The 21,482-nt window shown below is 52.4% G+C and carries 19 protein-coding genes; 13 read left to right on the top strand and 6 right to left on the bottom strand.

From position 1 onward, the window contains the following. Window positions 1–487 precede the first annotated feature (487 nt). Entirely contained in the window at window positions 488–1,009 is a 522-nt protein-coding gene (locus ACXAF9_RS15830; RefSeq protein ID WP_475075705.1) for a type II secretion system protein, read from the bottom strand. Window positions 1,010–1,366: 357 nt separating this feature from the next. Here ACXAF9_RS15830 and edd point away from each other — a divergent pair, with 357 nt between their 5' ends. The 3 genes from edd (at window position 1,367) to ACXAF9_RS15815 (ending at window position 5,140) form a co-directional block, all read left to right on the top strand. Beyond that, window positions 1,367–3,196, top strand: coding sequence for a phosphogluconate dehydratase (gene edd, locus ACXAF9_RS15825; RefSeq protein ID WP_475075703.1), 1,830 nt, complete (start codon window positions 1,367–1,369; stop codon window positions 3,194–3,196). Then, complete coding sequence (locus ACXAF9_RS15820) at window positions 3,193–4,185, top strand: glucokinase (RefSeq protein ID WP_475075701.1); 993 nt, start codon at window positions 3,193–3,195, stop codon at window positions 4,183–4,185. The genes edd and ACXAF9_RS15820 overlap by 4 nt, the downstream gene beginning before the upstream one ends. A gap of 61 nt (window positions 4,186–4,246) precedes the next feature. After that, entirely contained in the window at window positions 4,247–5,140 is an 894-nt protein-coding gene (locus ACXAF9_RS15815; protein ID WP_475075699.1) for a D-hexose-6-phosphate mutarotase, read from the top strand. 71 nt (window positions 5,141–5,211) lie between these two features. On the opposite strand, the gene ACXAF9_RS15810 is transcribed toward ACXAF9_RS15815, so the two are convergent. From ACXAF9_RS15810 to zwf, 5 genes are all read right to left on the bottom strand, one after another. Beyond that, window positions 5,212–5,667, bottom strand: coding sequence for a methylglyoxal synthase (locus tag ACXAF9_RS15810; protein WP_475075697.1), 456 nt, complete (start codon window positions 5,665–5,667; stop codon window positions 5,212–5,214). After that, window positions 5,667–7,361 (bottom strand): glucose-6-phosphate isomerase, encoded by a 1,695-nt coding sequence (gene pgi, locus ACXAF9_RS15805; protein WP_475075695.1) that lies wholly within the window; start codon window positions 7,359–7,361, stop codon window positions 5,667–5,669. The genes ACXAF9_RS15810 and pgi overlap by 1 nt, the downstream gene beginning before the upstream one ends. Window positions 7,362–7,516: 155 nt before the next feature. Continuing rightward, window positions 7,517–8,161: a bifunctional 4-hydroxy-2-oxoglutarate aldolase/2-dehydro-3-deoxy-phosphogluconate aldolase gene (locus ACXAF9_RS15800; RefSeq protein WP_475075693.1), complete on the bottom strand. Its 645-nt coding sequence runs from the start codon at window positions 8,159–8,161 to the stop codon at window positions 7,517–7,519. Window positions 8,162–8,186: 25 nt separating this feature from the next. Beyond that, window positions 8,187–8,897, bottom strand: coding sequence for a 6-phosphogluconolactonase (gene pgl, locus ACXAF9_RS15795; RefSeq protein WP_475075691.1), 711 nt, complete (start codon window positions 8,895–8,897; stop codon window positions 8,187–8,189). Continuing rightward, window positions 8,884–10,359: a glucose-6-phosphate dehydrogenase gene (zwf, locus tag ACXAF9_RS15790; RefSeq protein WP_475075689.1), complete on the bottom strand. Its 1,476-nt coding sequence runs from the start codon at window positions 10,357–10,359 to the stop codon at window positions 8,884–8,886. Before zwf ends, pgl begins: the two co-directional genes overlap by 14 nt. A 246-nt stretch (window positions 10,360–10,605) precedes the next feature. Here zwf and ACXAF9_RS15785 point away from each other — a divergent pair, with 246 nt between their 5' ends. The 10 genes from ACXAF9_RS15785 to ACXAF9_RS15740 all read left to right on the top strand — a co-directional run bounded on the left by ACXAF9_RS15785 (window position 10,606) and on the right by ACXAF9_RS15740 (window position 21,387). After that, window positions 10,606–11,469: a MurR/RpiR family transcriptional regulator gene (locus tag ACXAF9_RS15785; RefSeq protein ID WP_475075687.1), complete on the top strand. Its 864-nt coding sequence runs from the start codon at window positions 10,606–10,608 to the stop codon at window positions 11,467–11,469. Window positions 11,470–11,523: 54 nt separating this feature from the next. After that, window positions 11,524–12,282, top strand: a complete 759-nt coding sequence (locus ACXAF9_RS15780; protein WP_475075684.1) for a response regulator — start codon at window positions 11,524–11,526, stop codon at window positions 12,280–12,282. Continuing rightward, window positions 12,251–13,732, top strand: coding sequence for an ATP-binding protein (locus ACXAF9_RS15775; RefSeq protein WP_475075680.1), 1,482 nt, complete (start codon window positions 12,251–12,253; stop codon window positions 13,730–13,732). The genes ACXAF9_RS15780 and ACXAF9_RS15775 overlap by 32 nt, the downstream gene beginning before the upstream one ends. A 144-nt stretch (window positions 13,733–13,876) precedes the next feature. Further along, the gene (locus tag ACXAF9_RS15770; RefSeq protein ID WP_475075678.1) at window positions 13,877–15,127 is read left to right on the top strand and encodes an ABC transporter substrate-binding protein; all 1,251 of its coding nucleotides are present in this window, start codon (window positions 13,877–13,879) and stop codon (window positions 15,125–15,127) included. A gap of 162 nt (window positions 15,128–15,289) precedes the next feature. Continuing rightward, the gene (locus tag ACXAF9_RS15765; protein ID WP_475075710.1) at window positions 15,290–16,126 is read left to right on the top strand and encodes a carbohydrate ABC transporter permease; all 837 of its coding nucleotides are present in this window, start codon (window positions 15,290–15,292) and stop codon (window positions 16,124–16,126) included. Then, window positions 16,119–16,994: a carbohydrate ABC transporter permease gene (locus ACXAF9_RS15760; protein WP_475075676.1), complete on the top strand. Its 876-nt coding sequence runs from the start codon at window positions 16,119–16,121 to the stop codon at window positions 16,992–16,994. The genes ACXAF9_RS15765 and ACXAF9_RS15760 overlap by 8 nt, the downstream gene beginning before the upstream one ends. Before the next feature lie 22 nt (window positions 16,995–17,016). Further along, the gene (locus tag ACXAF9_RS15755) at window positions 17,017–18,129 is read left to right on the top strand and encodes an ABC transporter ATP-binding protein (RefSeq protein ID WP_475075674.1); all 1,113 of its coding nucleotides are present in this window, start codon (window positions 17,017–17,019) and stop codon (window positions 18,127–18,129) included. Window positions 18,130–18,268: 139 nt separating this feature from the next. Next, entirely contained in the window at window positions 18,269–18,889 is a 621-nt protein-coding gene (gmk, locus tag ACXAF9_RS15750) for a guanylate kinase (protein WP_475075672.1), read from the top strand. A gap of 56 nt (window positions 18,890–18,945) precedes the next feature. Further along, window positions 18,946–19,155 carry a DNA-directed RNA polymerase subunit omega gene (gene rpoZ / locus ACXAF9_RS15745; protein ID WP_475075670.1) on the top strand — a complete coding sequence of 70 codons (210 nt, stop codon included), beginning with the start codon at window positions 18,946–18,948 and terminating at the stop codon, window positions 19,153–19,155. Between the two features lie 120 nt (window positions 19,156–19,275). Beyond that, window positions 19,276–21,387 (top strand): RelA/SpoT family protein, encoded by a 2,112-nt coding sequence (locus ACXAF9_RS15740; RefSeq protein WP_475075668.1) that lies wholly within the window; start codon window positions 19,276–19,278, stop codon window positions 21,385–21,387. Window positions 21,388–21,482: the final 95 nt, after the last annotated feature.

Below are 21,482 nucleotides of genomic sequence, written 5' to 3'. Positions count from 1 at the left end.
GTATTTGATCGGGTTATTGGAAAGAAGAGAAATGAACGCACAGAGCCTGAGTTTGGTCCGTGCGTAAAGGGTGTTTTTCAGGGACGACTATTTAGCATACCTACTTTTAGGTCTTTTGCTGTGTATGCTGTGTATATTGTTTTCCCATCCAGCAGGACGTAACCATCAGCTATCCCCATACCGAGAGGATTTTTAATCACTCTTTTAATGTGACAGTATAATTTATTGCGGCTTTAGTGTCGGGCTAAATTGGCCAGTAAAGCGGACTTGGTCATCGTCTAGCGCTCGACCTTTGCCCGGCAAGTCCTGACCAGCCTAGAAGTACATTCGTACCGTAAGCGATGTTGGGATAAACAGTGCGATGGTGCGTTTCGACGTGCACGAATGCGTGAATGTAAGATGATAGGTGATTAGATGGCTTCTTGAGACGAACTTTGATTCCAAAAAGAGACTGGCCTTGCTCTGTCAATGTTGGTTAGAAAAGAGTTCAACCACAATCCGCTGTAACAATCTCTACTGAGCAATTGGGATCACCAAAAGAATCGTAGATCACATAGCACCCTTGGTTGGTCGGAAGCCCTGCATCTGGAACATCAAATCCAATCAAGGTGTATTGGTTATCAATCCTAGGCGTATCGAACTGATCACTGGAGAGTTGTAAAAAATCGATCATCCTCAATGAATCTCCCAGTTCAGCACTGCTTTCAGGACACAAATTGCGCCAATCGACTTCCGCTCTACCGAAAGGGAATTCCAGTACATAGCTGGATTGATCGAGTGGCATAGCGCTAGCGATTTCTAGGCCATTGGCGCGAGCTTTCGCTTGTGTCAGCGTTATGGTTGATCTCATTGAACCTGCGATGCTTTCAAGTGCGGCCACTTTTGCATCTTGAGTCATGTTTATAAACCTTGGAAGAGCTAAGGCTGCAAGGATCCCAAGAATGGCGATAACGGCTATTAACTCAATGAGTGTGAAGCCAATACTGCGTTTAAAAGGGCGTTCATCCATTTGTGTGTGCCAATCCGATTGAGGTGTGTCGGTGTTTGAATTCAGTGTTCAGGAAGGTAAGGATAGCGGCAGGTTGATCGTTTTCTAAACAGTTTGGTGCGAATGAAAAAAAAGGGGCCATTCAGGCCCCGGTAACGTACATAACAACGGATTCAGTCACTCTTGTGAGAAAAACTCACGGTACTTCCACACCTGTCTGATAGAGTGAAGATCAGACATGAACAATAATGCTCATTTATTTTGTTAATATTACTAAAATCCTTATAATTAGAAAGAAGTATAGTTATTTTTTTATTAAAATTTCATAAAAAGTACATTTTTGAGCGTAAACCTCTGATAAAAACCGTAGGAGTTCCTATGCATACCGTGGTGGAGCAAGTAACGAAACGCATTGTCGAGCGAAGTGCCTCGTCTCGTGCGGCGTATCTCGATCAAATGAAACGAGCTGAAGAAAGCGGTGTGCATCGTGCACAGTTAGCGTGTGGCAACTTAGCACATGGCTTTGCTGCCTGCGGTCAAGAGGATAAAAACGCGCTCAAAATGATGAACGCCGTCAACGTTGGCATCATCTCGGCCTACAACGACATGCTGTCGGCACACCAACCGTTTGAACACTACCCCGATCAGATCCGTGAAGCGGCCCGCGAAATGGGCTCTGTAGCGCAGTTTGCGGGTGGCGTACCGGCCATGTGCGACGGTGTGACTCAAGGTCAACCGGGGATGGAGCTATCCTTGTTTAGCCGTGATGCCATTGCGATGGCGACGGCAATCGGCTTATCCCACAACATGTTTGATTCGGCGCTCTATTTGGGGGTGTGTGACAAGATTGTACCGGGTCTTTTGATGGGCGCGCTGCGCTTTGGTCATCTACCGACGGTATTCGTGCCGGCAGGCCCGATGCCAAGTGGTCTTCCCAACAAGGAGAAGGCCCGTATTCGCCAGCTGTATGCCGAAGGCAAGGTGGATCGCGATGCGCTGCTGCAGTGCGAATCAGACTCATACCACAGTGCCGGTACGTGTACATTTTACGGTACGGCCAACAGCAACCAGATGATGGTTGAGATGATGGGTCTGCATCTTCCGGGTAGCTCCTTTATTAACCCTGGTCAGCCGCTTCGTGATGCGCTGACCAAAGAAGCCACTCAGCAATCCATTCGCCTGACTACGCAAAACGGCCGATTCACGCCGATGTACGAGATTGTTAACGAGAAGTCGATCGTTAATGCGATCGTTGCCTTGTTAGCCACCGGTGGCTCCACCAACCACACCATGCACTTGGTCGCGATTGCCCGTGCCGCGGGTGTGCAGATTGACTGGGATGATTTTTCGGACCTCTCCTCTGTGGTGCCTTTGCTGGCGCGTGTTTATCCAAACGGCCAAGCGGACATCAACCACTTCCAAGCGGCCGGTGGTGTTGGCTTCCTCGTGCGCGAGTTATTAAAAGGCGGCTATCTGCACAACGATGTGATGACGGTTGTTGGTGAAGGCCTATCCCGTTACACCCAAGAGCCTTTCCTAGAGGATGGCAAAGTGGTGTGGCGTGAAGGGGTAACCGAATCCAAAGATTTGGATGTGCTGCGCCCTGTTGAAGACCCGTTCAGTGCAAATGGCGGCCTAAAAGTCCTGAGCGGTAACTTGGGTCGCGGTGTGATTAAGATTTCGGCGGTGGCGGATGAGCATCGGTTTGTCGAAGCCGATGCGATTGTCTTTGATGATCAGGACGAGCTGGCCGATGCATTTAAACGCGGTGAGCTTGAGCGCGACTTTATTGCCGTGGTCCGATTCCAAGGCCCGCGGGCGATTGGTATGCCAGAGCTTCACAAATTGACGCCCTACTTAGGCACGCTTCAAGACAAGGGCTTTAAAGTCGGCTTAGTAACCGATGGCCGAATGTCCGGTGCCTCTGGTAAAGTACCCGCCGCGATTCATGTGTGGCCCGAAGCTTCGCAAGGCGGGATGATCGGTAAAGTCCAAACCGGTGACCGAATACGTCTTGATGCGGTGGCGGGCACGCTGGAGCTGATCGCAGACTCCAATGAATGGCAAAACCGCGAAGTAACTACACCTGCGGTTACGTTTGAACACCAGAAAGGGATGGGACGCGAGCTGTTTTTACCCATGCGTCGCCAAGTTAACTGTGCCGAGGAAGGCGCTACCGTTTTTGATTTTATGGAGGTGGATGGATGATCGGTCACGATCTCTGTCTGGTTGGGGATATCGGCGGAACCAATGCGCGTTTCGCCCTTGTTGAATACGGCTCGGTTGAGCTAACCCAGTGCGAGACACTTAAGTGTGCAGAGTATGACAACGTCGATCTGGCCTGTAAGGCGTATTTTGATCTGGTTGGTGTTGATATCGAAAGCGTCAATCGAGCGTGCTTAGCGTTTGCTTGCCCAGTGCAGCAAGAAGAGATTCGACTGACCAACAACCACTGGAAGTTTACCCGCTCTGGATTGAAAGCCTCGCTGGGTCTTGAGTCGATCAAGATCGTCAACGACTTTACCGCGATGGCACTCGGTATGCTGAACCTGAATGACGATGAAGTGATTCAGATTGGCGGCAACCTTGAAACCACGCAAGCTGAATTTTCCGATGCGCCGCGTCTGGTGATCGGCCCAGGTACAGGGCTTGGGGTGTCTGGTTTGATTAAAGCCAATGATGATTGGATCCCGCTGGCCTCAGAGGGTGGGCACATCAGTTTTGCCCCCATTGATGAGCTCGACATCATTATTTGGCGTTATCTGAACAGCAAGTACGACCGTGTCTCAGCTGAGCGTGTGCTCTGTGGACAAGGCCTTGTGAACATCTATGAAGCGCTGGTTGAGCACACTCAATCGGAGCTACGTTACCAAAAACCGTCCGAAGTCGCAGAAGCGGCCATTGCCAATGAAGACCCGCGTGCGGTTGAAGCGCTGAGCCGTTTTTGCCGTATTTTAGGTACGGTATCTGGCGATAACGTCTTAACCCTCGGTGCGCGCGGCGGTGTGTACTTGTGTGGCGGTATTTTGCCGCGCATGATCCCCTTCTTTAAAGACAGCGAGTTTCGCGAGGCGTTTGAAGATAAAGGACGCTTTAACGATTACTTGTCACTGATCCCTGTTTGGCTGTGTGTGGCAGAGCAACCGGGTTTGGTGGGTGCTGCGGCTGCGCTCTTTAACGAAGAAGTGTTTGGTTAGTGGAATTTTCTGCCGTCAGATGACTCAGAGAAAGTAACTAAACATGTCAGGGAGAGTGTAAATGACCGAACAAGGTACGAGCGCATCGCTATCAACATGGCTGGAGAGCTTCGACCAAGGCATTCATGATGCAACCTGGGAGGGTTTCCCCGTGCGCGTGGTGCGCCAAGCGTTTGGGGATCTGGTGTTCTCGCTCTTTGGTGCGCAAGTGTTGTGGTTTAAGCCTGAGGGGCAACCTCCGGTGTTGTGGACCACTCAAAAGCCGCAACCCAAGCCTAAGGCGGTCCGCGGTGGTGTGCCTCTGTGTTGGCCGTGGTTTGCTGAACCCCTAGAGAACAAAGAGGGGCAGCCGTTTCACGGTGTAGCACGCACGGTAGAGTGGGAAGTCGATCAGCAAGCGTGTGACGGACAAGGCGGCGAATGGCTCTTGAAGCCGGTGGGCCCACTTTGGCCAGATCTGGATCTGGCTTTGGTGATTAAAGTTCACAACGGCGCGCTGACACTGACGATGAAAACTCACAACATCAGCGATACGACGGTGCGAATGACGCAGGCGTTGCACACCTACCTTGCGATCTCATCCCGTTCGAATGTTCGTGTCGAAGGGCTTGAAGGGGCCCGCTACTCGGATAAAAACGAAGGCTTTGCCGAGTTTACCCAATCCGGCGCACTGCCTCTAACGCAGGCGATAGATCGTATCTACCAAGCCGATTCATTGGTGAAGCTAATCGATACCGGCTGGAATCGTGTTTTGCTGGTGGATAAGCAGTTTAGCGGCTCCACCGTTGTGTGGAACGCGGGGGATGCAGCGGCGGATGTTTTAGACATCGGCTTGGATCAAGTGGACGATTACCTTTGCATTGAAGCGGCGAATACCCGCCAATATGATTTGATCGAGCTAAGCCCCGATCAGCGCACGCAGTTATCCACAACCCTCTCGTCGCAGTCGCTCTAATCGGTTGCCCAATGAAAAAGCCGCTTCGATGAAAGCGGCTTTTTTGTGTCCGTTCTGTGGATAAGCGAACGTTAAATTCGTGTGCTTAAGTATTGCTCGTAGTCGGGGATGCGATACTCGTGGGTTTCGCGCATCAGCGGCGAGCTGATCAAAAAGTCGGCTGAGCTGCGGTTACAGGCAACCGCTACATTCCACACCGCGGCGACGCGCAATAAGGCTTTTACGTCTGGGTCGTGTGGCATCGGCTCGAACGGATCCCAAAAGAAGATGATCAGGTCAATTTTCTGCTCAGGCAGCATGGCACCAATCTGCTGATCGCCCCCAAGAGGACCGCTGATCAATTTAGTGATCGGTAGCTCAAGGGCTTTTTCTAGGCGATGGCCTGTGGTTCCGGTGGCAAAAAGCAGGTGCTGTGCCAGCTCCGGCCGGTGCTTTTGACACCAATCGGAAAGCTCATCTTTCATGTTGTCGTGGGCAATCAGCGCAATGCGCTTTTGCACCGGCATGGCGTGGTTTTTAAACTGCACTACCCTTTGTCCTTGTTCAGCAAGGCTTGTCTTTCTTCAACAAAGTAGCTGATCAAGTTGCGGGTTGAGGCATCGTGAGTGTCGCTGACTTTGTTCTCCAGTATCTCTGGGAGTATACGTTTTGCCAGCGTTTTGCCAAGTTCGACGCCCCATTGGTCAAACGAGCAGATGTCCCAAATGACGCCAAGAACAAAAATCTTGTGCTCATAAAGCGCAATTAACGCCCCCAATGAGCGCGGGTCGAGTCGGTCCAAAATGATGGTGTTGGTGGGGCGATTCCCCTTGTGTACCTTGTGCGGGATCAACATCTCGATCTCGGCTTCAGGGAGGCCCTGCGCGGTTAAATCCGCACGCACTTGCTCTTCACTGATGCCGTTCATCAAGGCTTCGGTTTGAGCAAAGAAGTTCGCCATCAGCTTTTCATGGTGGCCGGATACCGGTGTCGAGCTTTCTATGGAGCCGATAAAGTCAGCCGGTACAATCGTGTTGCCTTGGTGCAGGTATTGGTAAAAGGCGTGCTGCCCATCGATACCAAGCTGCCCCCAGATCACCGAGCCTGTCGCATACGGGACGGGCTTGCCATCGTGATCAACCGATTTGCCGTTACTCTCCATCTCGGCCTGCTGCAGATACGCTGCAAAGCGCTGCAACGGCCAATCATACGGGAGGATCGCCTGGCTTTGGCTGCCCATGAAGGTGCTGTTCCAAAGTGTTACCAGCGCCAGTAATACCGGCATGTTCTTTTCAAAGGGTTGATCTCTAAAGTGCAGATCCATCTCGTGCGCGCCAGAGAGCATCTCCTCAAAGCGCTTAAAGCCGACTTTGAGTGCAACCGGTAAGCCAATCGCTGACCAGAGTGAGAAACGTCCACCGACCCAATCCCACATGTTGAAGATGTTGTTCTCGTCGATGCCAAACTCTTTGACCGCTTTGCGATTGGAGGAGACGGCCACAAAGTGTTTTGCCACCGCGCGGCGATCAAACGCCGACGCCATCAGCCAGTTGCGGGCGGTTTCAGCGTTGGTCATGGTTTCGCTGGTGGTGAAGGTTTTGGAAGCCACCACAAACAAGACGCGCTCAGGGTTCAGCTCTTTTAACGTTTGTGCAATCTCAACGCCATCGACGTTGGATACAAAGTGGACGTTGATACGCCCATCGGCCTGTGGCTTTAGGGCTTGGGTGACCATGCGCGGGCCTAGGTCCGAGCCGCCAATACCAATGTTCACAACATCGGTAATGCGTTTGCCTGAGTGCCCACGCCAGTAGCCTTTGCGAACTGCGTTCACAAAGCGCTTCATGCGTTTCAGTTCGTTGTTGACCGCATCCATCACATTAGTGCCATCAACAAAGACTGGTGTGTTGCTGCGGTTTCGAAGCGCGGTGTGTAACACGGCGCGGTGCTCGGTGACGTTGATCTTATCGCCGTGAAACATGCGATTACGCCACTCGTCTAGGCCTACTTCTTTGGCCAGCTGGATCAAGTCCTTAAGCGTCTCATCATCGATCGGGTTTTTGGAAACATCCAACAACAGGTTTTGGACTTTAAGAGAGTACTTTTGAAAGCGCTCTGGGTCCTTTTCGAACAGATCGCGGATCGGTGTTGTCTTGGCCTTTGCGATGCGCGCTTTAAGCGATTGCCAAGCGGGTAAATGATCGGGAGATGAGTTGGGTTCAGCGTGAGATTGGCTTGGCATTGTATCGATCCTATTTTTCTTTCTTTTTTACGTATACTGCCGATGATCGGGTGCGAGCACTAATCGTTTATGGACTGAAAACTGGTAAAAAAATGCCCGCCTGATGGCGGGCTAACCGTCCTTTGTTTTCAGGCATAGGAAATAGGGTGCCCTGCTCAGGACAACTGTTGGAGAGATTGTTGAGCAAGGCGAGTGACAGCAGACCAGTCGTGAGCCGTGACGAGGTCTGCTGGCGTCAACCAGGTTCCACCAACGCACATGACGTTTGGTAAAGCCAGGTAGTCTTTAGCGGTATGCGCACGGATACCGCCGGTTGGGCAAAAGCGAACCTGTTCGAAAGGCCCGTGGTACGATTTCAGCGTTGGGATACCCCCGCTGGCTTCTGCCGGGAAAAATTTAAAACGTTGGTAGCCGCGTTTCAGGCCTTCCATCATTTCGGAAACGGTTTGGATGCCCGGCAAGAGCGGAACCGCTTGTTCAGCCGCGTAATCCAGCAACTCTAAGGTGGCGCCTGGGCTTACGATAAACTCGGAGCCTGCATCCACACTCTTTTGGTAATCTTCAGGTGTCAAAATCGTGCCGGCACCGACACACGCTTCAGGCACCGCTTTGGCGATCGCTTCAATCGCGGCTAATGCCGCTTCGGTGCGCAGTGTGATCTCAAGGACTGGTAAACCACCGGCCACCAGTGCCTCGGCCATCGGGATGGCGTCTTCTACACGTTCAATGGTTAAGACCGGAATGATCGGAGCCTTTGCGGTTACCGCGTCAATTTTGGCAGCGTATGCTTTTGAATCCATAGTACTTCCCAAGGGCCAAGACCGATTACGGCGCCCAGTAAATCGTCAAAGGTTGTTGAGCAAACAGCGCAATCGGCATCACTTTTGGATTGTTAATGCCAAGGGCTTTGCTGAGCGTCTCCAGCTTATCTTCACCGCATATGTGTAAGATGCGATGCTCGCTGTTAAAGAGGCGCTTCGGGGTCAGTGTCATGCGAGAATGAGGCGCGGTTGTTGGTTTCGTTGCCTCGCAATCGCGATCACTGTTCAGGGCCAATTCGAGCTGGCTAGAGCACGGAAACAGGGACGCCGTGTGGCCATCGTTACCCATACCTAGAATGACGGTAGTCAGTGGGCCATCAATCACGCTCAGCTTTTTGCACAAAGGCGCTGCGCCTGCGGCTGCCGGTAATCCCGGCTGATAGTGCGGGATGAAGGGCGCTTGCGCGGCTTCGTTTTGCAGTAAGTGTGTGCGTACCAGTGCTTCGTTACTGTCGGCATGATCCGGCGCAACCCAGCGATCATCCACCAGCGTGACAATGATCTTGTCCCACTGAAGTGGCTTTTTGCTTAACGCTTGAAACAGAGGCACTGGAGTGGAGCCGCCAGATACCGCCAAAGAGGCGACGCCATGTGCATCAATGGCATCACTCAGCTGTGTTGCGATCGCATCGGCCAGTTGTTGGGTTAGGGCTTGTCGGCTCTCGGCCTCGATCAAGGTTACCTGATCAGGCAGGGTTAACTCATTGGTCTTCATGCCAGCTCCGTCCATCTTTCATCACCAGAAGATCAGAGGCTTTCGGCCCCCAGCTGCCTGCCGCATACGGCAGAGGCGGTGTTTTGTCTTCTTCCCAGTAATCGAGCAATTGATCACACCACTTCCAGGCATATTCGATCTCATCGCGACGCACAAACAGATATTGGTTGCCGTGAATCACTTCCAATAACAGACGCTCGTACGCATCTGGGATGCGAGCTTTCTCAAACGCTTCGGAGAAGTTCAGCTTCAACGGGCCTTCACGCAAACGCATGCCTTGGCCAAGGCCTTGGTCTTTGTTCAGCACGTGCAGGGAGATCCCCTCTTCTGGCTGCAAGCGGATGGTCAGCTTGTTGTGGGCCAGATGGCGTTGGCTCTCATCAAAGATGTAGTGCGCTTGTTTCTTAAAGTGGATCGTGATTTGCGATACTTTTTCGGGTAAACGTTTACCGGTACGCAGGTAGAAAGGCACTCCAGCCCAGCGCCAGCTTTTGATCTCGACTTTAAGGGCCACAAAGGTTTCTGTGGTGCTGTTTGGATTCGCACCCTCCTCTTCCATGTAACCCGGTACAGGTTTGCCGTCGATCATGCCAGCGGTGTAGCGTCCGCGCACCACGTGGTCGTTGTGCATGTTGGGCGAGATCGGCTTCATCAGCTTAAGGACTTTTACTTTCTCGTCACGGATCATGTCCGCCGATAAGTCCCCCGGTGGGTCCATCGCGATCAAGCACAGCAATTGCAGCAAATGGTTCTGAACCATGTCGCGCATTTGGCCTGCTTTATCAAAGTAGCCCCAGCGACCTTCGATGCCGACCTTTTCGGCCACCGTGATCTCCACGTGGGATATCTGGTTCTGATTCCACTGTGCACCAAAAATGGGGTTGGCAAAGCGCAGAGCGATCAGGTTTTGTACTGTCTCTTTGCCAAGGTAGTGGTCGATACGGTAGATCTGCGACTCTTCAAAGTACTGAGCGACTTTGTCGTTGATCTCGTTCGAGGATTCGTGATCGTGCCCAATCGGTTTTTCCAGTACAACGCGGGATGTTGGCTCGATGCAATCGTTTTCGGTTAAGTTGTGGCAGATCATGCCGTACAACGCCGCGGCCGTGGCAAAGTAGTAGATGCGCACGTGGCCGCTGGACTCTTCCAGTACGGATTTCAAATTTTGATATTCCGCACTTTGGCCAAAATCGACATTGGCGTAGTGCAGTTTGCCTAAGAATCGCTCCAGCGCATCGCTGTGCAGTTCGTCAGGTTTAACAAAGCGTTCCAAGCTGGCTTTACATTGATCCTTGAAGCCTTCGGTGTCCGTATCGTCGCGTGCAACGCCGATGATGCGAGTCTCTTCGTGCAGTAGGTTGGCGCTTTCAAGCTGATATAAAGAAGCGATCAACTTACGTTGGGACAGATCGCCAAGCGCACCAAAAATGACTACGTCGCTCGCAGAGTCATGAGAAACCATGGTGTAGACGCCTCGTTTGTAGTTATTTAACCGATATTTTTATTTAATTTAATCCAATAATATGGGGTTTTCAATTAAATTTTGGTTACTTTACTAAAATAAAAAGCAGGAGAATGGCTCGATCCGTAAGGATAAGCAGACGAAAAGCCAGGTTGGCCACACAGTCTTAGAAGAGAGTCGTTTAGTCATCGACCCAATTAGATTAAAATGTAGTTAATTCACTACCTCATGCAGGCACCGAGACTTATGAGTTCAAACACCAGTATGAACCTGTTAGATCAGATTCGCACCCGATTGGACAAATTTAATAAATCTGAAAGAAAAGTGGCGGATGTGATCCTAAAGGATCCGGAAACAGCAACGCGCATGAGTATTGCGACGTTAGCGCAGGCCTCGTCGGTCAGTGAGCCAACGGTAAATCGCTTTTGCCGTAACTTTGATACCTCGGGCTACCCTGATTTTAAAATTCAGTTGGCGCAGAGCTTAGCGGGTGGCACTCCGTACGTAAGCCGTAATGTTGAGCAAGATGACACGGCCGAAGACTACACCGACAAAATCTTTACCTCGACCATCATGGCGTTGGACTCATCGCGTAAAACCGCGAACCCTGCGATGATCACTAAAGCGGTGGATTTTTTGATTCAAGCCAAGCAGATCTTTTTCTGTGGTTTAGGCGCATCGGGCCCGGTTGCACAGGATGCCCAGCATAAATTTTTCCGCTTTAACTTACCGGTATCCGCGCACGAAGACGTATTAATGATGCGTATGCTGGCAGCTGCGACTCATACGGGGGATGTGTTTGTGGTGATCTCCTACACTGGGCGCACGCGGGACTTGGTCGAAGTGGCTAAAATTGCTCGCAACAACGGTGCAACGGTCTTAGGCGTGTGCGCCGATCACTCACCGCTCGCTCAAGAGTGCACGGTGCATTTGGCCACGCCAATGCCGGAAGACACCGACGTGTACATGCCGATGATCTCCCGCATTGTGCAGCTAACCATGCTGGATGTGTTGGCCACAGGCGTAACGCTGCGACGGGGTGTCGATTTTCATGCGCACCTGAAAAAGATCAAAGACAGCTTAAAAGACACACGCTACCCTAACGAATAAGCATAACCAGGGCGCACAGTCGCCCACCTAACGCTCGAGGTCACAATAATAACTATGACCCAAGATGCACTTAAAAAGATTGTCGTGGTCGACGATGACCACGAGATCCGCTCACTGCTGACCGAATACCTGACGCTTAATCGCTTTGATGTCGCGGCGTTTGAGAGCGGTGAAGCGTTTTTGGATTCTGCACGTGCGCACCTTGAGGCGGACATCGCCATTTTGGATGTGATGCTGCCCGGTATGACCGGCTTCGATGTCTGTCGAGAACTTCGCGGTTTTTCCCGTATGCCGGTGATCATGTTGACCGCCAACTCCGACGAGATGGACCGCATCGTCGGGCTGGAGCTTGGCGCTGACGATTATTTAGCCAAACCCTTTAACCCTCGTGAATTGCTGGCCCGCATCCGTGCGGTACTTAGGCGTATGGAGCCTGTGCCAGAGCCACATGGCAAAGTCCGCGCGCGCCGCTTTGTGCGCTTTGCTGGGTTTGAGCTGGATATGACTTCGCGTCGTCTTTGGACCCGTGCGGGTGATACGGGGGCGCTGACAGGGGCGGATTATCACCTATTAAATCTGTTTTTATCCCAACCTGGCGAAACCCTGACGCGTGAGTTCATAGCCGAACAAACCCGCGGGCGGGATAACCTGCCGATGGATCGGTTTGTCGATGTGCACATCAGCCGCCTTCGTCAGCGCTTAAATGAAGACGCCAAAGCCCCATCCATCATTCAAACAGTGCGCGGCAAGGGGTACTTGCTGGCCTGTACGGTAGAGCACAGTGATCAAGCTTCGTTGGTCGAACACGCTTAAGCGGCTACTGAACCGCTATGGCCCGCGCTCGCTTTCGGGACGGATCTTATTGGCCTTGGCGGCCGGTGTCGTGCTGGCGCAATCGATCAGTGCCGTCATCTGGTACACCCAATGGCGTGCCGATGGGGAGCTGCGTGTACGTGAAGTCTCACAGCACATGGCGTATCGGGTGGCCTCGACGGTGCAGTTTTTTACCTCCCTTCCGACGGCCTATCGTCACGTGGTGCTGGATCAGCTTCGCGATATGGGCGGCACGCGGTTTTTCGTCTCGCTTAATCGTGAGTTTATCCACATTAATGATCTGCCCGACAACTCGCTCAAAGCGATTGTGATTGAGGAGTTTCACCTCGCGCTGAAAAAACAGTTGGGCATTGATCCTGCGTCGGTCTCGATTGAGTTCTCACACCCTGCCGATCTTCATGTGCTGAATAACGAAACCCTCATTGAAGACTTACCCCCGCGCTGGCGCGACATTACGCTGCGGGTAAAGCCTGACGGCTCGCCCATCTTAGTCTTGCAGCTACCCATCAGCGAAGGCGAGTGGTTGTACTTAGCGACCGTAATGCCGGATGTGGAGTTTTTAAGCGAAACCTCGCCCCTTTCGAGGGAGCGCCTTGTCACCTTGGTCTTATCGTTGGTTACCGTGCTGTTGTTGGGGGTGTGGATTGTCCGTACCTTGATTCGTCCTCTGCGTCGTTTAGCCAAAGCCGCTGAATCCTTTGGTCATGGGGAAAACAATCCGTTACCAGAAAACGGATCGACCGAGCTTGTCGCCGCGGCAAAAGCGTTTAATGCGATGCAGGGGCGTATCCAACGCTATTTAGATGATCGGGAGCGCTTGTTCGCATCGATATCGCATGATTTGAAAACCCCCATTACACGCCTTCGCCTTCGGGCCGAGATGCTCGATAACGACCAGCAACGCGAAGCCATGACCCGAGACTTGGAGGATTTGGATCTGCTGGTGAAAGGCGCGCTGCAAAGCGTGAAAGACACCGACATCCACGAGAACCGTGTCGAAGTGGATCTGGCGCGCATTCTTGAGGGGATGGCCGAAGGTGCTGCCTTGGCGGGCAAAACGATTCGCTTGGTCGGGCATCAAGTGGACACGTATTTGGGTAAGCCACTGGCGCTTAAACGTTGCATTGGGAATGTTTTAGATAATGCGCTCTATTACGGCAAGGAAGCGACTGTCACGGTGACCGATAGCGGAACGCAATTGATCATCAGCATTCATGATCAAGGCCCCGGGATTCCTGAAGCTCAGCAAGAGCGCGTCTTTCAGCCTTACACGCGCTTGGCCGATCACTCGACGCACCCTGGGATGGGGCTTGGGCTGTCGATTAGCCGTAACATTGCCCGAGCACACGGCGGCGAGATCTCACTGCGCAATCATCCACAGGGTGGGCTAGTTGTTACCATTACCCTGCCGCGCGGGTCATCTGGCTAGGCTGTATTGATACCTTCCTTAACGAATGTAACAAGGTGTTACATTTGCTTTCATTAATTTACCCATCGCCTTGAAGGGCTTTGCTAATCTGAGTATTCGGTCTCTATCCGATCTATGTCAAAACAAAAAAAAGAAGGTTAAGACATGAAAAAAATGAAGTATTGCCTCTCGGGTTTAGCTCTGTCTGTTGCAGCAACGGTTTCTCACGCAGCGGAAGTGGAAGTGCTCCACTACCTCACCTCAAGCGGTGAAGCGGCGGCCATCAATGTTCTGAAAGATTACCTAAACGAAGCAGGTCATACGTGGAAAGACTTTGCAGTAGCCGGGGGTGGCGGTGAGTCGGCCATGACGGTGCTGAAATCCCGCGCCATTTCGGGCAACCCACCTGCTGCGGCTCAGATCAAAGGCTTGGACATCCAAGAATGGGGTGATCTGGGCTTTCTGACGGACCTTGATTCGGTCGCCAAAGCCGGTAACTGGGATTCATTGCTGCCACCTGTGGTAAGCAAGGTAATGAAGTACGACGGCAAGTACGTGGCGGTCCCTGTGAACGTTCACCGTGTTAACTGGCTATGGGCCAACCCTGAAGCGTTCAAAAAAGCCGGCGTTGGCATCCCAACCACATGGGATCAATTCCTAGAAGTTGCGCCTAAATTGAAAGAAGCCGGTTACGTCCCACTGGCGCACGGCGGCCAAGCATGGCAGGACGCGACCTTGTTTGAAGCGGTCGCGCTCGGCGTTGGCGGCCCTGAGTTTTACACCAAAGCCTTTGTTGAGCACGATGAAGCGACGCTGAAAGGCGCAAAAATGATCGAAGTGTTCAATACCTTCAAAAAACTGCGCGATTACATCGACGATAACGCCAGCGGCCGTGATTGGAACATCGCGACCTCGATGGTCATCAACGGTGAAGCGGCAATGCAGATCATGGGCGACTGGGCCAAGGGTGAGTTTACCGCGGCCGGGAAAAAGCCGGGTGTGGATTACGTCTGCCTAGCCGCGCCCGATACCAGCGGTACCTTCACGTTTAACATCGACTCCTTTGCGATGTTCCAGTTAAGCGATGATGACGGTGCGAAAGCGCAAGAGAAACTGGCCTCCTTGGTCATGGAGCCTGCGTTCCAAGAAACCTTCAACCTGAACAAGGGTTCGATCCCGGCGCGTATGGGGATGGACCGTTCACCGTTTGATAGCTGTGCACTCTCATCGATGGATGCCTTTGAGGCAAGTTCTGCCAGCGGAACCTTGGTACCAAGCTTCGCGCATGGCCTTGCGACGACCTCTCAGGTGCAAGGTGCGATCTACGATGTAGTAACCAGCTTCTTTAACAGCGATACCAGCGCTGAAGAAGCGGTTGAAACATTGGCGCGTTCTGTAAAAGCCGCGCAACTGTAAGCGCAGCCCCTTAACAGCGGGCCTAGCGCCCGCTGTCTGATCTAACCGATCTCGGATACTTCTATGCAAAATCAAACGCCTGTGGTGCCTTCTAGCAGCTCGCAGCGGTCGCGTTCGGTCCGTTTTCAGGACCGGCTGGCCGACTGGTTACCTAAATTGGTTATGACACCAACCTTCTTGGTGGTCATGGTCTGTATGTACGGCTACATCATCTGGACAGCGCTCTTGTCACTGACCGGATCACGTATGTTGCCGGTGTGGAAATTCGTTGGCACAACACAGTACGAGAAGCTGTTTGCGAACGACCGATGGCTGGTATCGCTGGATAATTTAGTGGTGTTTGGTGGTCTGTTTATCTTTATCTGTTTAGCGCTTGGCATCGTGATGGCGATCTTTCTGGATCAGAAAATCCGTCAAGAAGGTGTCCTTCGTACCATCTATCTGTACCCGATGGCGATCTCCTTTATCGTGACCGGTACCGCCTGGAAATGGTTATTAAACCCATCATTAGGGCTTGAGAACCTGCTGCACAGTTGGGGCTTTGAGTCAGCCAGCTTCGATTGGTTGGTCAACCCGGACCGTGTGGTGTACTGCTTGGTGATCGCGGCGGTGTGGCAGTCCTCTGGCTTTGTGATGGCGATGTTCTTGGCGGGCCTGCGTGGTGTGGATCAGGACATGGTCAAAGCCGCACAGCTGGATGGCGCGCGCATGTCGACCATCTATCGACGCATTATTTTGCCGAGCATGAAGCCGGTGTTCTTCAGTGCGTTCGTGATTTTGGCGCACATTGCCATCAAGAGCTTCGACTTGGTGGCCGCGTTAACCGGCGGTGGCCCGGGTTACAGCTCTGATCTTCCGGCCAACTTTATGTACGCCCACGCCTTTACCCGTGCACAGATGGGCTTGGGGGCGGCGAGCGCCATGGTGATGCTCGGCGGTGTATTAGCGATTTTGGTGCCGTATCTGTATTCCGAATTGCGAGGTAAAAAACATGGTTAATGCCTCTCAACGCACCCCGTTGCAAACCGCGTTGCGTGTGGGTTTGTATGCTCTGTTGATCTTTATGGCGTTCATCTACCTGATGCCGCTTTGGGTGATGCTGCTGACCTCTTTGAAAGACATTGAAGAGATCCGCACAGGTACCCTTCTCTCGTTACCGGGGTCTCTCAACTTTGATGCTTGGGTAAAAGCCTGGGGTAGTGCTTGTACGGGCGGTACTTGTGAAGGGATCGCGCCCTACCTCTGGAACTCATTCCAGATTGTGATCCCAGCGGTTGCGATCTCAACCCTCATCGGTGCGCTGAACGGGTATGTGCTGTCGATGTGGAAATTCCGTGGCAGTAATCTGCTGTTCGGACTGTTATTGATCGGCTGCTTTATTCCGTTTCAGGTTGTACTGCTGCCGATGGCGCGCACGCTCAGCATCTTTGGCTTGGCCAACACCACAACAGGGCTTGTGATGGTGCACGTGGTGTACGGCATCGCCTTCACAACTTTGTTCTTCCGTAACTTTTACATCGCCTTGCCGAGTGAGTTGATCAGTGCGGCACGCTTGGACGGTGCGGGGTTCTTTCGGATTTTCTGGCGCATTATTTTGCCGCTCTCAACGCCGATCATCGTCGTAACCGTCATTTGGCAGTTTACCCAGATTTGGAACGACTTCCTGTTTGGTGTGGTGTTCTCGGGCATCGATACACAGCCGGTCACTGTGGCGCTGAACAACTTGGTAAACACCAGTTTTGGTGGCAAACAGTACAACGTGGATATGGCTGCGGCTTTAATCGCCGCGCTGCCAACGCTGTTGGTGTATGTGTTTGCTGGTAAATATTTTGTACGCGGTCTGACCGCCGGTGCCGTCAAAGGCTAAGAATAAGAAGTTGAGGTAAAACATGGCTGCTCTAACCATTGATCATGTGGAAAAACGCTACGGTCAGGCACAGGTGCTTAAGGGCATCGACATTGCGATCAACGCAGGTGAGTTTCTGATTCTCGTGGGGCCATCGGGGTGCGGTAAATCCACCTTGATGAACAGCATCGCAGGCCTTGAAGAGGTCACCAGCGGTCGCATCTTGTTGGATGAGGACGATGTCACCTACGCATCGCCTAAAGACCGGGACATCGCGATGGTGTTTCAATCCTATGCGCTGTACCCAAACATGACGGTTCGTCAGAACATCTCGTTTGGCCTTGAGATCCGCAAAATGCCAAAAGCGGAGCGCGAGGAGGAGATCCAGCGTGTTGCGAAACTGCTGCAGATTGAGCACTTACTGGATCGCAAACCCTCGCAACTCTCGGGTGGTCAGCGTCAACGGGTAGCGATGGGCCGCGCGTTGGCGCGTCGTCCACGCTTGTATCTGTTTGATGAGCCACTCTCTAACTTGGATGCCAAGCTACGTGTCGAGATGCGCACTGAGATCAAAAAGCTGCACCAGCGCTTAGGCACGACCATCGTGTACGTAACGCACGACCAGATCGAGGCGATGACCTTGGCCGATCGCATCGCGGTGATGAAAGATGGCGAGTTACTGCAACTGGATACCCCGCAAGAGATCTATGACAACCCCGCCAATCAGTTTGTGGCCGGGTTTATGGGCTCGCCTGCGATGAACTTTATCCCAGCCAAAATCGCCAAAACCGAAACGGGCTTTGGGGTGGAGATTCTAAACGGCCATGGCCAACCGGTAGTCCTGCCGCTGCCCGCTGAGAAACAGGTGGACGTACTCTTGGGTAAAACCATCACGTTAGGGCTTCGTCCAGAGATGATCACCGACCCTGTGCCTCACAAAGAGCACTTAGCCACGGTCTGTTGTGTGGATGTGAAGGTCGAAGTCACCGAGCCAACCGGTGCCGACACCATGGTGGTCACCGAGATTGGCGGCGTGGAGGTCAACTGCCGTGTGAACCCGCGCTACCCGGTCAAAATGGGAGAAGTGTCGTCCTTGATGTTTGATCTGAGTAAAGCGGTGTTGTTCGACCCAGAAACCGAACAGCGTCTGGATTAATCCCCTACCCTTTGCTTTGCTTTGCTTTGCTCTGGTAGGCGGCGGGCGGTGCAAAACCGCCCGTTTATCCACAGAATGCGCTATACTACCGCGCTCATTGCAACAAGGCGGATCAATCGCCTGAGAGGTTAAACTGAGCATGAACGTTCGCGGTAATCTATACATCGTCTCTGCGCCATCCGGTGCAGGTAAAACCAGTCTGGTCAAAGCCCTGCTTGAGCAGGATAAGCATGTGCGTGTCTCGGTGTCTCACACGACCCGATCTATGCGCCCGGGCGAGCAAAACGGTGTGGACTACAACTTCGTAAGCTTGGCTGATTTCGATGCCTTGATCGGCTCGGACACCTTCTTGGAATACGCCGAGGTCTTTACCAATAAATACGGCACCTCTCGCGATTGGGTTGAAAGCCAGTTGGATACCGGTATTGATGTGATCCTTGAGATCGACTGGCAAGGGGCGCAGTTGGTGCGCGCTAAAATGCCAGAGGCGATCTCGGTGTTCATTTTGCCGCCATCGCGCGCGGAGCTTGAGCGACGTTTGACCGGTCGTGGTCAGGACGATGCCGACGTTATCGCACATCGTATGTCCCAAGCGGTATCCGAGATGCAGCACTACGCTGAATATGAGTATGTGATCATCAATGATCAATTTGATCAGGCCCTGAATGATCTGCAATCGGTGTTTACCGCTGAGCGCCTTAAGCGTGCGCAACAGCAGCGTCGATACAACGAACTGTTGAATGATCTCTTGTCAGTTTAATTTTCGAACAGTAAACTATCGTGTTCCTTTTTCTAACGTTTATTTGAGGTTTGTACATGGCACGCGTCACAGTGGAAGATTGCCTTGAAAATGTGGATAACCGCTTTGAGCTGGTTATGGTGGCTGCGAAGCGCGCTCGTCAACTGGCGACTGGCGGCAAAGACCCACAAGTAGATCGTGAAAACGACAAAGATACCGTGGTTGCTCTGCGTGAAATCGCTGAGAACCTAGTGAACAAGTCCATTCTGGACGAGACCGATCGTTAAGATCCGCCCCTTGCGGCATTATTATTCCCTCCGGTAAAAGAAACCGTTACATTATCCTTCAGGCAGGAATTTCCTGCCTGATCATGGCTTGACTGTTTTTGCTAGTAGTTTGGGGTATGTATGCCGACCATCGACGCACTTTCTGACCGCTTAAACGATTATTTGGATCGAGAGCAGATTCTGGATGTGCGTCGTGCTTATTTTTACGCCGAGCAAGCCCACGACGGCCAACGTCGTAAAAGTGGCGAGCCCTACGTTACCCACCCTTTAGCGGTCTCCGGCATTCTGGCCGGGATGCACATGGATCATCAAAGCCTGATGGCGGCCATGTTGCATGATGTGATCGAAGACACCGAGATCGACTACGACGGCATCGAGCAGCAGTTCGGTACGCCGGTGGCAGATATTGTTGATGGTGTGTCTAAGCTGACCCATTTGGAGTTTGAAACCAAAGCCGAAGCGCAGGCGGAAAACTTCCAAAAAATGGTACTGGCGATGGCCGAAGACATTCGAGTCATGTTGGTTAAACTGGCCGACCGTCTTCACAACATGCGCACCCTCGGTGCCATGCCGCCGGTGAAGCAACGCCGCATCGCCAAAGAAACCATGGATATCTACGCACCGGTCGCGGCCCGCTTGGGGATGCGTGATTTGCAAGTAGAGCTTGAAGACTTAGCGTTTCAGGCGTACTTCCCGATGCGCTCCAAGTACATTCGTCGTGCGGTGGTTAAGGCGCGTGGTCAGCGTAAAGATGTGATCTCCTCGATTGAAGAGTCGATTCGTCAGCGTCTAGGGCAAGAGCGCCTATCCGGCATCGTAACCGGTCGAGAGAAGCATCTGTACAGCATCTACACCAAGATGAAGGCGCAGAAAAAATCCTTCTCTGAAATCATGGATGTGTTTGCGTTTCGTATCGTTACCGAATCGGTGGATGACTGTTACCGCATTTTAGGGGCTGTGCATAACCTGTATAAACCGGTGCATGGCCGCTTTAAAGATTACATCGCCATCCCCAAAGCCAATGGCTACCAATCCCTGCACACCGAGCTGTTCGGTGCTAGAGACATCACCATCGAGGTGCAGATTCGCACCAAAGAGATGGACGCGGTGGCCAGCCAAGGGATTGCCGAGCACAGCCATTACAAAGTGTATGGCGATTCGGCCAGTGCGATTGGCTCTTACAACCGTGCCCGTAAATGGGTTCAAGGCTTGTTGGAGATGCAAAAGAACGCCGGTGACTCCATGGAGTTCATCGAGCACGTGAAAAAAGACCTCTTCCCGGACGAGGTCTATGTCTTTACCCCGAAGGGGCGTATTTTAGAGCTTCCTCGCGGTGCGACACCGGTCGATTTTGCCTACGCGGTGCATACCGATGTGGGCAATTCTTGTGTGTCGTGCCGTATCAATCGCCGTTTGGCCCCGCTGTCGGAACCTCTCGAAAGTGGACAAACGGTTGAGATCATCACCACCCCAAGCGCACAGCCGAACATGGCGTGGCTGAACTTTGTGGTGACCGGTAAGGCGCGATCGAGCATCCGCCACTTCCTGAAAAACCAACAGCGCCACGAATCCGTTGAGTTGGGTCGCCGTTTGTTAAATCAATTTTTGGCCAATTACGGCATCAATGTTGAGCAAGTCCAAGCCCATCTGATGGCCGAGGTGCTTCGCGAAGGGGACTTTGAAGCCCCAGAAGATCTCTTGGAAGACATCGGGATGGGCAACCGCATGGCGTATGTGGTGGCAAGAAAGCTTAAACCTGATGAAGAACTGGCCGATACCGTCAACAAAGGTCAAAAACCGATCGCGGTGCAAGGCACGGAAGGTTTGGTGATCCAGTACGCGCGTTGCTGTCGACCGATCCCTGGGGATCGCATCATAGGTCACATCAGCAGCGGTCGTGGGTTGGTCATTCACCGAACGGAATGCCGGAACATTCGCTACCTCAAAGACGACCCTGAGAAGTGCATCTTCTTGGAATGGTCAGAGGGGATGGACGAAGAGTTCACTGTGTTGCTGAAATTGGATGTCACCTCAGAGCGGGGCGTCATCGCGAATCTGGCCAGTGCGATTTCGGACACCGGTGCTAATATCCTCAAGATCGATATGTCGGAGAAAGAGGGTCAATTGGCGCGGGTGGATGTCGAAATCGCGGTGACGGATCGTGTGCATTTAGCAACCACCATCCGTAAATTGCGCGCTTTCCGCACGGTCAATAAAGTCGCTCGAATCTAAGTGGCAGACTCCATAGGTTTTTGACGTTACAAAACGACAAAAAAACTCTTGTTTGAAACAGGTAACTTTTTCTTTCTGTTCTATACTGAAATTAA

The organism is Neptunomonas sp. ABH4_499, from assembly GCF_056160565.1.
This window is presented reverse-complemented; position numbering and strand designations above follow the sequence as displayed.